Genomic DNA, 13,447 nt, shown 5'->3' on the forward strand with positions numbered 1-13,447 from the left:
GAATGCTGCGCCTGAGCTGCTGGTATAAAGGTGCAGGGTCGTGGTAAACAGGCCTGCTGAATTCAACAATGCATACGCTGCCGTGTATGGCTGCCCTGAGCATTTTCCTGCATGGCAGTGATGGTATGAACCATACCTTTTTTAAATACCAGGGCACTTCAAGGATGCTTATGAGGAATGTTGCTGTGACGTCTTATCTGAAAACCTCCGGTAGTTTCGCGGCTTACGCTACCCTGAAAAAAAGTGCCTTGCTGGCTTTCGGAGTGGCTTCCCTGTTTTCCGCTCAGGCCGTACTTGCATTTGACTTCAATGATGTCAGCCAGGAGGCTCAGGAGCTTGCACAGCGTGGATACACTGCGCCTCAAGGCAATCTCCCGGAATCCCTTGCCGGATTGAACTTTCAGCAATATCAACAGATTCAATACAAGCCTGCTCAATCTCACTGGCGCAGCGACAACCTGAGATTTGATCTGGGGTTTTTTCACGAAGGCATGCACTACAACACGCCGGTGACCATCAATGAGGTCAACGGTGATGACGTACAGGAATTGAAATTCTCTCCGGATAATTTCAAATACGGCAACCTTGATGTTGACAGATCAAAGTTCAAGGACCTTGGTTTTGCCGGTTTCAAGATCAACTACGGCGACAGTCCCGATAAGAAAAGCGAATCGATGGTCTTTCTGGGCGCCAGCTATTTTCGTGTCGCAGGTCAGAACCAGCGCTATGGTCTTTCAAGCCGTGGCCTTGCCATCGATACCGGGCTCAATTCAGGAGAAGAGTTTCCGCGGTTCAAGGAGTTCTGGGTGGTTAAACCCCAGGGAGATGATCGCTATCTGACCATCTATGCGCTGCTGGATTCGCCCAGCGCGACCGGTGCCTATCGCTTTATTCTGCGCCCGGGGCAGGACAGTGTCGTTGATGTGCAGTCTCGTCTTTTCCTGCGTCGTCAGGTCACCAAGCTGGGCATAGCGCCGCTGACCAGCATGTACCTGTTCGGTCCTGAACAGCCGTCCAGCAGCAGCAATTATCGTCCTGCCATTCATGACTCCAATGGCCTGCTGCTGGCCACAGGTGACGGGCAATGGCTGTGGCGTCCGCTGTCCAACCCCAAGCGTCTTTCCGTGGACACTTTCCCGGCCAACAATCCGCGCGGTATGGGGCTTTTGCAGCGTGACCATGATTTCGGTGACTATCAGGACATCGAAAATCGTTACGACCTGCGCCCGAGTGCGTGGATCGAGCCGCAAAACACCTGGGGCGACGGACAGGTAGAACTTGTCCAGATTCCAACGCCGGATGAAACCAACGACAACATTGTCAGCTTCTGGCGCCCGACGCAGGAATTGCCGACCAACCAGCCGCTGGATTTCAATTACACCATCAACTGGACGCTCAATGAGGCGCGCTATCATACGCCTGATCTGGGCTGGGTCGCCCAGACTCGTCGTGCTCGCGGTGAAACGGTTCAGGACAACCTGGTGCGCAAAAGCGATGACAGCACGATGTATGTGATCGATTTCGTGGGTCCGAATCTCAAGTCGCCGGGCAGCAATGACAATGTTCAGGCAGACGTCAATCTTGGCGATAACGGCCAGGTTGTACGTAGTGACGTGGTCCGCAATCCTGCCATGGGTGGCTACCGCCTGAAGCTGAGCGTCAAGGCCAACGACACCTCGAAGCCGGTCAACATGAAGGCCTTCCTGAAAAATGGTGACTCGCGTCTGACGGAAACCTGGAACTACGTGCTGCCTGCCAATGAGTGATGATGCCTATTCAAGCCCGGCCCGGGCCTATCTTGAGCGCCTGGCGCTCGGGACCCGGGACCTGGGTAATCGACGAGAGCTGCTGGAGCTGGCTTCTCAGGATACGCCGCTGTTCAAGGTTCACGAAGACGTCGGCAAGCAAAGCCTCCAGCAGGACGACCCGGCCAGCGCCTCTGTTCTGAGGCGCCTGGAGCTGGCCTATGGGACGGCCCCTCTGGCGCCGCCCGAAGTGCTTGGGACCGACAAGGTAGGGCGCGTGTGTCTCAAGACCATGCCGCCCATCAATCGTACCTCGATTGCACCACACCCCTGGACCACCAGTCCGATCAAGCGGCTAAAAAAGGGCTATCACCTGCGCCGCGGTAATTTAAAACCGCGGGTTCGCAAGACCCAGGCCCCTGAAGCGCCTACTGCGCCGCGCTGGAAGATGGTGGGTACCATGCGCCGCTGGACGCTGTTGCTGCTGGTCATGGTGCAAAGCGCAGTGGCGGTCTGGTACATGAGTACCGTTTTGCCTTACCAGGGCGCACAGCTGCTTGAAGTGCTGGAACTTGTGCTCTTTGCGTTGCTGTTTTGCTGGGTGTCGGCTGGTTTCTGGACGGCGCTGATGGGCTTCTTTCAGCTTTTAAAAGGCCGGGATAAATACAGCATCTCGGCGACCAGTGCCGGGGATGAGCCGATCGATCCTTCGGCCAGAACCGCCATCGTCATGCCGATCTGCAACGAAGACGTCAACCGCGTCTTTGCCGGTCTCAAGGCCACCTATGAGTCCGTTCAGCGTAGTGGCAACATCGAGCATTTCGATTTTCACGTGCTCAGTGACAGCTATGATCCCGACACCTGTGTGGCGGAAAACCATGCATGGTTGAGGCTGTGCCGCGAAGTGGGTGGGTTCGGTCGAATCTTCTATCGCCGCCGCTCTCGAAGGGTCAAGAAAAAGAGCGGCAATATCGATGACTTCTGCCGTCGCTTTGGTGCCAACTATCGCTACATGCTGGTCATGGACGCCGATAGTGTCATGAGCGGTCGCTGTCTGACCCGACTGGTACAGCTGATGGAAGCCAATCCGGATGCCGGTATTATTCAATCGGCGCCGTTGGCAGCAGGCAGTAACAATCTCTATGCCCGTCTTCAGCAGTTTGCCACAAGGGTGTATGGACCGCTTTTCACGGCAGGCCTGCACTTCTGGCAGTTGGGAGAATCTCACTACTGGGGGCATAATGCGATCATTCGTGTTGAGCCTTTCATGTATTACTGCTCGCTGGCCCCGCTGCCGGGCAAGGGTGCCCTGTCGGGTGAAATCCTCTCCCATGACTTTGTCGAAGCCGCGCTGATGCGTCGTGCCGGCTGGGGAGTCTGGATCGCCTATGACATGCCGGGAAGCTATGAAGAAATGCCGCCCAACCTGATCGATGAGCTACAACGCGATCGGCGTTGGTGTCAGGGCAACATCATGAACTTCCGCCTGTTTCTGGTGCGTGGTATGCACCCGGTTCACCGTGCGGTCTTTCTGACCGGTGTCATGTCGTATCTGTCGGCGCCGCTGTGGTTCCTGTTTTTGATGCTGTCCACGGCGCTTCTGGCCGTGCATACCCTGACCACGCCCGAGTATTTCACCGAGCCCATGCAGCTTTTCCCGCGCTGGCCAGAGTGGCATCCGGGCAGGGCGGTAGCACTCTTTTCCACCACGCTGACCCTGTTGTTTTTGCCCAAGATCCTGAGCGTGATCGTGATCTGGGCCAAGGGGCCACGCTATTACGGTGGCGCCATACGTCTGGGGCTGTCGATGGTGATCGAGTCACTGATCTCGATGCTGTTGGCGCCGGTACGCATGCTGTTCCATACCCGCTTTGTACTGGCGGCCCTGATGGGCATCGAGGTCAAGTGGAAGTCGCCGCAACGCGATTTCAGTGAGACGACCTGGAAGGACGCCTTCATGCGTCACGGCGGGCAAACCGTGTTCGGCATTATCTGGACGCTGTTCGTTTTGTGGCTGGACCCGCTGTTTCTGCTCTGGCTCTGGCCGATCGTTGGGGCGCTGATGCTGTCAATTCCGGTCTCGGTCATTACCAGCAAGGTCGGGTTGGGTCGTGCTGCCTTCAGGGGCCGCATGTTCCTGATCCCCGAAGAGTCGAATCCGCCGCGTGAACTGCGAGCGACCTGGCGATTTGTGCGTAACTCGCGTCATCAGCCTCCGGCACCGACCTTTGTGCAAACGGTGGTCGATCCCATCGATAATGCGCTGGGTTGTGCCATGGGTGTGGCACGTCACAACAAGTCCGAGGCGATCGAGTCGCAGCGTCAGGCGATGGTACGCCAGGCGCTGGTCGGCGGTCCGGACAAGATGCCCAACAAGGAAAAGCTGCTGGTATTGGATGATCCGATCATGCTGTCCAGACTGCACTATCAGGTCTGGGACCGCAGCCATCAGTATCCTGCCTGGATCGATGAAGCCTATGCCGATGATCCACCGCCGCGCTTTATCTAGAAGCGCACCCCGGTTCGTCTGCGAGTAAAACAGTCTGATCCTGAAAGGCCCTGCCACTGGCAGGGCCTTTTTTATGGCAGAACGGCTGGCATGAATGTTCGGGATTAAAGGATGGCAAGAACATGGCAACCATAAAAAAGGCCCGGCAGATGCCGGGCCCTTAGGGTCTTTCAGGACGATGATCAGGCCGTATGGAAGTCCAGCCCGTTCTCGGTCGCCTTGATAATACCGACACGAACCACAAAGTCGCCGAAGCACTCGCCAGTCTCACGCTCTTTGGCGTAGCGATGGATCATCGGCGTCAGCTCTTCGAGAATGGTTTTCTCGTCGATGTTTTCACGATACATCTTGTTGAGCCGGGTGCCGGTGAAATCCCCACCCAGATAAAGGTTATAGCGGCCGATGGCCTTGCCGACGAAGCCGATCTCAGCCATGAAAGGGCGACCACAACCATTGGGGCAGCCGGTCATGCGTACAATGATCGGATCGTTTTCAAGCCCCGCGTCCTTCATGATGGCATCGAACTTGTCGAGCAGCGTGGGCAGATAACGCTCGCTTTCCGCCATGGCCAGACCACAGGTGGGGAAGGCCACACAGGCAATCGAGTGCTGACGAAGGGGGCTGACATCCTTGAGCATTCGATAGCGATCAATGATGCTGTCGATCTGCTCGCGAAGTTCAGGCTTCACGTTGGTGATGATCAGGTTCTGGTTGCAGCTCAGTACGATATCGCCGTCATGGATTCTGGCGATTTCGCGCATACCGCTCATGATCTGCATGCCAGCGTGGATGGGGTTGTCATCGGCGTAGTCGCGGATACGACCGTTCTCGACGAAAAGCCCGAAGTGCCACTGGCCATCTTCACCCTGGTACCAGCCGAGAATATCGCCGGTAGTGGTAAATTCGAACGCACGCTCTTCACCCAGCGCGTAACCGAGATACTTCTCGAGCTCGGCTCTGAAGCCTTCGGTACCCATGGTATCCACGGTGTACTTGAGGCGGGCATGCTTGCGGTTTTTGCGATCACCGTTGTCGCGCTGTACAAGCATGACCTTTTCGGCAACATCAACGGTCTGGTCGACATCGCAATAACCGATAATCGAGCCACGACGCGGATAGGTGTCCGGCTCACCATGGGTGGATCCCATGCCGCCACCGACTGCCACGTTGAAACCCTTGAGCTCACCGTTTTCAACGATGGCAATAAAGGCCAGGTCATTGGTCAGCACGTCGGTTTCATTGTCCGGCGGAATTGCCAGGCCTATCTTGAACTTGCGCGGCAGATAGTGCTGCGTATAAAGCGGCTCGGTGACCTCTTCCGGACCGCCGGCGACACGCTCCTCACCGAGAAAGATCTCGTGATAGGCACGCGTGCGCGGTAGCAGATGATTGCTGATCTCGGCAGCAAGATCATAGACCTGTCGGTGAATCGCGGAGCGGTGAGGGTTGGCCGTTGAGGTCACGTTACGATTGACGTCGCCGCAGGCGGCGATGGTGTCGATCATGGCGTCGTTGACGGTTTTCAGGTGCGCGCGCAGGTTACTCTTGAACACGCCATGGTACTGAAAGGTCTGGCGTGTCGTGATGCGCAGCGTGCCATTGGCATAGTTGCGAGCCACCTCATCCAGCGTCAGCCACTGCTGACTGCTCATGCGGCCGCCGGCAATGCGAAGACGCACCATAAAGGAGTAAAGCGGTTCCAGCTTTTTCTTGCGGCGCTGATCACGAACGTCGCGATCGTCCTGCATGTAAAAGCCATGGAACTTGGTCAGCTGGGTATCGTCAGGGCTGACAGCGCCGGTGGCGTTGTCAGCCATGTCTTCCATCAACCGGCCACGGAGATAGTCGCTGTTGACCTTCAGGCTTTCGTTGGCGGCGTAGTCACCAAGCGATTCATCACGGAGTTTGGCAATAATATCGGTCATTTTCAGTATACGTCCCGCTGGTAGCGTTTGGACTGCTGAAGATCGCGGATGTACTGAGCGGCGGCGTCCTCATCAAGACCACCGTGCTCACGCGCAATATCCAGCAGCGCCTGATGGACATCGGCTGCCATGCGCTCGCCATCGCCACAGACATAAAAATGGGCGCCACGCTCAAGCCAGGCGTAGAGTTCAGCCCCTTTTTCCCGCATGCGATCCTGCACATAGACCTTTTCGGCCTGGTCGCGTGAAAAGGCCACGTCCAGACGGGTCAGCAGGCCTTTCTCTCGCCAGTTCAGCCATTCTGCCTGATACAGGAAGTCGGTATGAAAATGCTGGTCGCCAAAGAAAAGCCAGTTGTCGCCTTCAGCGCCGGCATCATCACGCTCCTGCATGAAGGCGCGGAAGGGTGCCACACCCGTGCCCGGACCAACCATGATAATCGGCGTGTTGTTGTCGTGCGGCAGCTTGAAGTTCTTGTTGCGATCGACGTAGATCGGAATCTTGTCACCGGGTTCAACATGATCGGACAGGTAGCCGGTCGTCACGCCGTTACGGGCACGACCATGCGCTTCATAACGTACAACACCGACGGTCAAATGCACTTCATCGGGTTCGGCATTGTAGCTTGAGGCGATGGAGTAGAGTCGCGGCGGAAGTTTGCGCAGCGCCTGTGTAAAGGTGGCGGCATCCAGATTATCGACCGGGAACTGTTCGATGACATCAATGATGTGGCGGCCGTAGACCCACGCCTTGAACTCTTCACGGGCTTCATCGCTCAGAATGCGACGCAGCTCGGCGTTATCGCTGAGCTCTGCCCATTTTTCGAGAAACGGACGGGTCAGGGTAGTGACTTCGAACTCGGCCAGCAGGGCATCGCGTACCTTGCTACCGGTGTCCAGTTCGGTGTCGTGACTGATTCTGAGCTTCTCGAGCAGTTCATCGACATAGGCCGGATCGTTTTGTGGTACGACGCCCAGCGCATCCCCTGGCTCATAGACGAGACCTGAATCTTCCAGCGACAGCTCGATGTGACGGGTTTCCTTGCTCGAACCGTCATCGTTGAGCACCACCGTGTCGAGAATCTCGGCATAGAAGGGGTTTTTCTTCGACCACTGGCTTTCACCAGCCGAGGCGGCAGAAGAGCTCTGGTCAGCGGCTGCCGTGGTTGCCCCCGAGAGTTCTGCGTAGCGCGCAAGTACGGAGTCAATCCAGGTCTCAGCAGGCTCTTCATAGTCAACGTCGCAATCAATGCGATCGTTGATCCGCTCAGCGCCCAGCTCTGCCAGTCGGGCGTCAAATTCCTTGCCCATCTGGCAGAACTGGTCATAGCTTGAATCACCCAGACCCAGCACCGCAAAGCGATGACCGTCAAGTTTGGGTGCCTTGCGGCCATTGATCAGCTCGTAAAAACCGATGGCGGTATCCGGCGGATCGCCTTCACCCTGGGTGCTGACCACAACCACAAGATTGGTCGGATCCTTGAGATCCTTTTTGGTGGCGTCCGCCATGTCGAGCAGGCGAACATTAAAGCCTTGTGCCTTGGCGCGATCACGCGCCTGCTCGGCCACGCCTTCGGCGTTGCCGGTCTGGCTGCCATACAAAACGGTAATTTCGGGTAGTGCGGAGGCGGTCTGTGGTGCACCTGCAGGTGACGCAGCGCTCAGCTGGCCGCCGGACGCATTGAGTCCGGCGAGATACCCACTCAGCCAGGTCATCTGATCGCGATCCATGCCGCCCAGTACGTCATTGAGACGCTGGGCCTGGTCGCCATTCAGAGGACTGTTGGTGTCGAGCAGGGGGCCTTGTGACATCGTGGATATCCTCATCTGTCCCCGTGGGAGGAAGGCGAATGCTAGCGACCTCCCCAATGAATTAAAAGGTATAAATTATAATGCTTTTATAATTTAAAGGAATTAAAAGGTAGGTCAGGGCTGCCAATATTCTGATCTGCTGCTTAATATCATGACATTCACGATAGCTTCGTATGCCCCGAAAGCTTTGCGGCATGCTCCGGAAGTGGCACCCGACCGGTGACGTCGGCCACAGCACGGGCGAATGTAGCACGCCTCTAGCCTTCGATATCAGGCCGTTGCGATCGAAATCCCATCGTGCGTGCAAATGATAAAAGCAGCGGAGTATACCTTTATCGGCAGAACGGTTCGAACCTGTGTGCCGATTAGTGGAGAAACACCAGGAGGTAGAAGCCGAGATGCATGAAGGCTCAGGGTAGCACTCACGGTTTACTGCCTTTTAGCGTGAGAAGTCATGTCTGCATGGGCCATGGTGTGTCCAGTGATGCGATCACCATGGGGTCATAACCTGATGTATACGTCACCATGGCGTGTGCCTGCTAGGATAGCCTTTACTGCGTCATGGCACTGACGTCTCTCAATTCGATAAAACAGGAGTGCGAGATTGAATTTCTGGCTGATTGTGAATGGCAAGGGGGTCGGGAATCCTGAGCTGCGTGAAGCAGTGGATCGCATTCGAAATGAGGGCGTGAATCTTTCGGTTCGGGTGACCTGGGAGCATGGCGACATTGCTCGCTTTCTCGACGAGGCAGTGGATCAGCATCTTGATCGCATTATTGTCGCCGGCGGTGATGGAACGATTCATGAGGCGACCAATGCATTGATGGGCATCGAATCCTCGAAACGCCCGGCACTCGGCATTATTCCCATGGGAACAGCAAACGACTTTGCGACTGCCACCGGCATTCCCAATCCACCGCTTGATGCGCTTTCTCTGGCGGTGCACGGGAATAAGCGTGCCATTGATGTCGGGCGCATCAACGATCTTTATTTTTTGAACATGGCCTCAGGTGGCTTTGGCGCCAAGGTCACCAGTGATACCCCTCCCGCCCTTAAAAAGCTGCTGGGAGGCGGTGCCTATTCGCTGGTGGGTGTGATGCAGGCCTGGCGTTTCGAGCCCTTTCGGTGTCATCTGCAGACCCGCGACGGCAACTATGAACGTGATCTGATCGTGCTGGCGATCGGCAACGGCCGGCAGGCCGGGGGCGGGCAGGAGCTGGCGCCGCGTGCGCTGCTCAACGATGGCCTGCTGGATGTGCTGACCGTTGAATCCTTCTCCTTGAGCCGAGTGGGTAACGCCATTCAGGAGTTGCGGGAGTTGCCGACCAACGGAGAGCTTGTGCGCTATCACCAACTGACATCCATGGACTTTCAAAGCGAAACCCCATTGCCCATCAACCTTGATGGCGAATTTCATGAGTTCACCCAGGCAACAATAGAGGTTTGCCCGGGTGCGCTGTCGGTTATCCTTCCTGATGAATGTCAGCTCATTTATGAAGGACGATAGTCGTCCCTCCCATGAGCGTGACCGGGGTCAGCGATAGCTGCTTGCTGACTGACTGGTATTCAAGCTGAGTGTGACAAAATAACAACGGAATGGTCGTCAGGTTGCAGCTATAGATAGTAGATCTCCCGGTTTGGCTCACCTGGTATCAAAAGCCATGAACCCATGGGCCGATCGGTAAAATCTGCAGCAATAGAGAAACAGCCCGGATGTTTCCTGGATAGACGTTAATGCTGCCTCGAGGCTATATCGATGCAACGCAATGATGTTCTGAAATCGTTTATTTGAAGTGATCAGGGAGAGAGTCATGAAAGGGAAAGCAATCGCGGCCACAGGTCTGGCCTTCGCCATGATGTTTGGTCTGAGCGCCTGTGGGCAGGATGAGCCATCCGAAGAAGCCGCACAGCAGGCCAAAGAGGCCAGTCAAAACAGTCATTCAATGGAAGGTGAAGATCTCAACACGGGCGCTGACGGGCAGGTCGGTGATGAGAGCAGCATGCAGGGCATGAATGAAGCGTCAGACGGCACAGAGAAGGGAAGCGACGAGAGCATCAGTACTCGTGAAGGCGGCACGGCTCATACCGCGACCAATGTGGATTCATCGGGTGCCATGACCCAGGCAGAAGAATCCAGAAATCTGGATAACTGATTGATCGCCTTTCGATGCCGCGTTGATCGCGTATAAAAAAGCCCGCGCCATGGCGCGGGCTTTTTGCAAGACAAGCGTGCTGATGCGTTAATCAGTCCACGGCCTTGATATTGGCGGCCTGAAGGCCTTTCTTGCCCTGAGTCACTTCAAAGGAGACCTTCTGGCCATCCTGAAGCGACTTGAAGCCTTCAGCCTGAATCTCGGAAAAGTGTGCGAAGAGATCGTCGCCACCGTCATCGGGAGAGATAAAGCCGTATCCCTTTGTGTCGTTAAACCATTTGACAGTACCGGTTGCCATCTTTGATGTCCTTGCTTTATTTGCAGTGATACCGAGCCGCGGCCCGTTTATGCGTTGGGCTTCCAGAAGGGCAATGATCGAAGTATCCACCAGCGCCTGATCCGTGAAGCTACCTTTTGCAGCATGATTCAGATTCTGGAGAAAGGTCAAGTGTAATTTGCCAATCTTCAGGTGCATGCCATTATGGACTGGAATGATCAGTATCGGAGACAGGATTGATGAACGTTCAGAACGTCGATTATCAGGATTCACAGGCTGCGCAACAGTTCACACAGTCACTGCGCGAAACCGGTTTTGGCGTCGTGCGTAACCATCCCGTACCCCAGGCGCTTGTCGAACGGATCTATGCCGGATGGTCGGCCTTTTTTGAGAGTCAGGACAAGGAGCAGTGGCGTTTCGACCCCAAAACGCATGCCGGCTTTTTTCCAGCGAGCATTTCCGAGACGGCAAAGGGGCACACGCAAAAGGATCTCAAGGAATATTTTCATATCTACCCGGGGACCCGCGTACCCGATAGCCTGCAGGCCGATATCGACGAGTACTATCGTATTGCGCAGGAGGTGGCGACCACATTGCTGGGCTGGATTGAAGCCAACACGCCTGAAGATGTTTCCGGGCGTTTCAGTGAAGCGCTGTCCAGCATGATTCGCGACAGTCAGCAGACACTTTTGCGTGTGCTTTACTATCCGCCCCTTGAGGGGGACGAGAGCGAAGGTGCCGTTCGCGCCGGGGCTCATGAAGACATCAATCTGATTACCGTACTGCCGGCTTCCAACGAAGCAGGTCTTGAAGTCAAGGGGCGCGACGGTCAATGGCTGCCGGTGCCCTGCGACCCTGGTCAGCTGGTCATCAATGTGGGCGACATGCTTCAGGAGGCATCCAGCGGCTATTTTCCCTCCACCACGCATCGAGTGGTCAACCCGGAAGGTGCTTCACGCGGGCGAGCGCGTTTGTCTCTGCCGCTGTTTTTGCACCCGCGTCCGGAGGTAGTACTCTCCAGCCGCTATAGTGCCGACGATTATCTCAAGGAAAGGCTGCGGGAGCTTGGCGTGTCATGAGTGCCGTTACTTCTCAGCTGCAGTGGCCGCTGGACTGGCGACCCGGCAACCATACGGATGATCTGCGCTTTGCTCAGCAGCTGGTAGAGGAGACCATGTCTCCCTACTGGCAGAAGCGGCGTATGGTGTTCAGTCGTCAGCTGTTCAGGGATCAATGGGTGCGGCTGGAGACGGCGATTGTCATGCGTGATGATCGAAAGGCCGGGTTGATTGCATGGGACGTAATGGAAGGTATTCATCACCTTCGCGAGCTTCATATGGCAGCACCATGGCGAGGGCAGGGGATCGGCTCGCAGGTACTGGCCAACTGGATCGCTCGTCAGGAAGCGCTGGGTGCCAGAAAGATGCGCCTCAAGGTATTTGCCGAAAACCCGGCACGTCGGCTTTATGAGCGCATGGGGTTTCAACCCATGAAAAATGCGAGTGATATTTCAGGGCTTTTGAACATGGAGCGGCGTACGTGACAGGGTGCTGTCGCACCATCCGGCATTGACTGTTTGATGATCTGCCACCATATCGTGTGCAGTCTTAAACTTCTCGAAAGGCAATGCCATGTCCGTATCCGAAAGCGCAACACCTCCGACTCATGCCACACAGGGCACCCACAACATGTTGATGGGTTATCTGCTGTGGCTTTTCGGGTTCACCGGTGCCCACCGATTTTATTACGGCAAGCCGATTACGGGGACGATCTGGTTTTTTACCTTCGGTCTTTTCCTGATCGGCTGGATTGTCGATCTCTTTTTAATTCCTCTCATGGACCGTCAGGCCGATCTTCGTTTTCAGCGCGGCAGCAGAAGTTATACCGTTACCTGGATACTGCTGACGTTTCTTGGCGTACTCGGTATCCATCGCATGTACATGGGCAAGTGGATCACGGGCGTCATTTATCTGCTGACAGGCGGTCTTTTCCTGCTGGGTGTGCTCTATGATTTCTGGACGCTCAATGATCAGCTGTCGATCAAGCATCAACGCGAGCGCTAGTCTCCAGTCAAGGAATATGCATGGCTTCTGAATCAAAGGCCGTTATTTATGCGGCCATGGCAGGCAATCTGGCCGTTGCCATTACCAAGTTTGTGGCAGCTGCCTTTACGGGTAGTTCGGCCATGCTCTCCGAAGGTATTCACTCGGTCGTGGATACCGGCAATCAGGTCCTGCTTCTGCTGGGAATGCATCGTGCCGGCAAGCCGCCGGATCGCGACTTTCCCTTTGGTTACGGCAAGGAGGTTTACTTCTGGAGCTTTGTGGTCGCCATTTTGATTTTTGCCATCGGGGCAGGGGTTTCGTTTTACGAAGGGGTGGTGCATGTACGCTCACCCGAGCCCATGTCATCGCCCTTGATCAACTACATTGTGCTGGGTCTGGCCATTTTATTTGAGGGAGCGTCATGGCTTTTTGCCCTGCACGGCTTTCGCAAGGCCAAGGGCAAATGGGGTTATCTCGAGGCGGTGCAGCGTGGCAAGGACCCCTCGTTGTTCATGGTGCTTTTTGAGGACTCAGCCGCCATGCTGGGGCTTGTCGTGGCACTGGGCGGCGTCTGGTTGAGTCAGGTGACTGGCAATCCGATCTTTGATGGCGTGGCTTCCATGGTGATCGGGCTGATTCTGGCCGGTACCGCGGTATGGCTGGCCATCGAAACCAAGGGGCTATTGATCGGTGAAAGCGCCAATCGTCGGGTTGTCGACGATATTCGCGACATCGTTGGACGCCACCCGCAGGTGGAGGCGGTCAACGAAGTGCTGACCATGCATATGGGGCCTGATTTCATACTGGTCAATCTGAGCGTGCGCTTTAGCCGAAGCATGCCGGCCGAGCAGCTTGAACGCGTCATTGCAGAGCTTGATCAGAGCCTCAAGCAGCAACATGGCGAGATCAAGCGAATCTTTATCGAGGCCGAATCAAGCCTTGAAGACAACACATCCTCCGAACAGAAACAGGTCTGACACAT

At 55.8% G+C, this 13,447-nt stretch carries 11 protein-coding genes; 8 read left to right on the forward strand and 3 right to left on the reverse strand.

From position 1 onward, the window contains the following. Window positions 1–185 precede the first annotated feature (185 nt). Both B9G99_RS13195 and mdoH read left to right on the forward strand, forming a co-directional pair. Window positions 186–1,766, forward strand: coding sequence for a glucan biosynthesis protein G (locus tag B9G99_RS13195; RefSeq protein WP_227875820.1), 1,581 nt, complete (start codon window positions 186–188; stop codon window positions 1,764–1,766). After that, the gene (gene mdoH, locus B9G99_RS13200) at window positions 1,759–4,254 is read left to right on the forward strand and encodes a glucans biosynthesis glucosyltransferase MdoH (RefSeq protein ID WP_086622569.1); all 2,496 of its coding nucleotides are present in this window, start codon (window positions 1,759–1,761) and stop codon (window positions 4,252–4,254) included. Before B9G99_RS13195 ends, mdoH begins: the two co-directional genes overlap by 8 nt. A 182-nt stretch (window positions 4,255–4,436) precedes the next feature. Here mdoH and B9G99_RS13205 read toward each other — a convergent pair whose 3' ends face one another. Both B9G99_RS13205 and B9G99_RS13210 read right to left on the reverse strand, forming a co-directional pair. Next, on the reverse strand, window positions 4,437–6,179 hold the full coding sequence (locus tag B9G99_RS13205; protein WP_086622570.1) for an NADPH-dependent assimilatory sulfite reductase hemoprotein subunit: 1,743 nt from the start codon (window positions 6,177–6,179) through the stop codon (window positions 4,437–4,439). Window positions 6,180–6,181: 2 nt separating this feature from the next. Then, window positions 6,182–7,990 carry an assimilatory sulfite reductase (NADPH) flavoprotein subunit gene (locus B9G99_RS13210; protein ID WP_086622571.1) on the reverse strand — a complete coding sequence of 603 codons (1,809 nt, stop codon included), beginning with the start codon at window positions 7,988–7,990 and terminating at the stop codon, window positions 6,182–6,184. A 604-nt stretch (window positions 7,991–8,594) separates the two neighbouring features. Between B9G99_RS13210 and yegS the strand changes: the two genes are divergently transcribed. Continuing rightward, window positions 8,595–9,497, forward strand: coding sequence for a lipid kinase YegS (gene yegS, locus B9G99_RS13215; protein ID WP_086622572.1), 903 nt, complete (start codon window positions 8,595–8,597; stop codon window positions 9,495–9,497). A 304-nt stretch (window positions 9,498–9,801) separates the two neighbouring features. Continuing rightward, window positions 9,802–10,143, forward strand: a complete 342-nt coding sequence (locus B9G99_RS13220; protein ID WP_086622573.1) for a hypothetical protein — start codon at window positions 9,802–9,804, stop codon at window positions 10,141–10,143. Between the two features lie 91 nt (window positions 10,144–10,234). Here B9G99_RS13220 and B9G99_RS13225 read toward each other — a convergent pair whose 3' ends face one another. Beyond that, entirely contained in the window at window positions 10,235–10,441 is a 207-nt protein-coding gene (locus B9G99_RS13225) for a cold-shock protein (RefSeq protein ID WP_086622574.1), read from the reverse strand. Window positions 10,442–10,659: 218 nt separating this feature from the next. Between B9G99_RS13225 and B9G99_RS13230 the strand changes: the two genes are divergently transcribed. The 4 genes from B9G99_RS13230 (at window position 10,660) to B9G99_RS13245 (ending at window position 13,442) form a co-directional block, all read left to right on the forward strand. Continuing rightward, a complete protein-coding gene (locus tag B9G99_RS13230; RefSeq protein ID WP_086622575.1) occupies window positions 10,660–11,499 on the forward strand; it encodes an isopenicillin N synthase family dioxygenase in 840 nt (279 codons plus the stop codon). After that, the gene (locus B9G99_RS13235; RefSeq protein ID WP_086622576.1) at window positions 11,496–11,963 is read left to right on the forward strand and encodes a GNAT family N-acetyltransferase; all 468 of its coding nucleotides are present in this window, start codon (window positions 11,496–11,498) and stop codon (window positions 11,961–11,963) included. The genes B9G99_RS13230 and B9G99_RS13235 overlap by 4 nt, the downstream gene beginning before the upstream one ends. An 88-nt stretch (window positions 11,964–12,051) precedes the next feature. After that, window positions 12,052–12,483: an NINE protein gene (locus tag B9G99_RS13240; protein ID WP_086622577.1), complete on the forward strand. Its 432-nt coding sequence runs from the start codon at window positions 12,052–12,054 to the stop codon at window positions 12,481–12,483. Window positions 12,484–12,503: 20 nt separating this feature from the next. Further along, window positions 12,504–13,442 (forward strand): cation diffusion facilitator family transporter, encoded by a 939-nt coding sequence (locus B9G99_RS13245; protein ID WP_086622578.1) that lies wholly within the window; start codon window positions 12,504–12,506, stop codon window positions 13,440–13,442. Window positions 13,443–13,447: the final 5 nt, after the last annotated feature.

Origin of the sequence: Kushneria konosiri, from assembly GCF_002155145.1 — a bacterium.
In the GTDB taxonomy this organism is placed as follows: domain Bacteria; phylum Pseudomonadota; class Gammaproteobacteria; order Pseudomonadales; family Halomonadaceae; genus Kushneria; species Kushneria konosiri.

What these genes read in the sequence shown, in the direction of transcription:
- mdoH (WP_086622569.1), top strand. Translation starts at nt 1,759, where the DNA reads ATGAGTGATGATGCCTATTCAAGCCCGGCCCGGGCCTATCTTGAGCGC.
- B9G99_RS13205 (WP_086622570.1), bottom strand. Translation starts at nt 6,179, where the DNA reads ATGACCGATATTATTGCCAAACTCCGTGATGAATCGCTTGGTGACTAC.
- B9G99_RS13210 (WP_086622571.1), bottom strand. Translation starts at nt 7,990, where the DNA reads ATGTCACAAGGCCCCCTGCTCGACACCAACAGTCCTCTGAATGGCGAC.
- B9G99_RS13220 (WP_086622573.1), top strand. Translation starts at nt 9,802, where the DNA reads ATGAAAGGGAAAGCAATCGCGGCCACAGGTCTGGCCTTCGCCATGATG.
- B9G99_RS13225 (WP_086622574.1), bottom strand. Translation starts at nt 10,441, where the DNA reads ATGGCAACCGGTACTGTCAAATGGTTTAACGACACAAAGGGATACGGC.
- B9G99_RS13230 (WP_086622575.1), top strand. Translation starts at nt 10,660, where the DNA reads ATGAACGTTCAGAACGTCGATTATCAGGATTCACAGGCTGCGCAACAG.
- B9G99_RS13235 (WP_086622576.1), top strand. Translation starts at nt 11,496, where the DNA reads ATGAGTGCCGTTACTTCTCAGCTGCAGTGGCCGCTGGACTGGCGACCC.
- B9G99_RS13240 (WP_086622577.1), top strand. Translation starts at nt 12,052, where the DNA reads ATGTCCGTATCCGAAAGCGCAACACCTCCGACTCATGCCACACAGGGC.
- B9G99_RS13245 (WP_086622578.1), top strand. Translation starts at nt 12,504, where the DNA reads ATGGCTTCTGAATCAAAGGCCGTTATTTATGCGGCCATGGCAGGCAAT.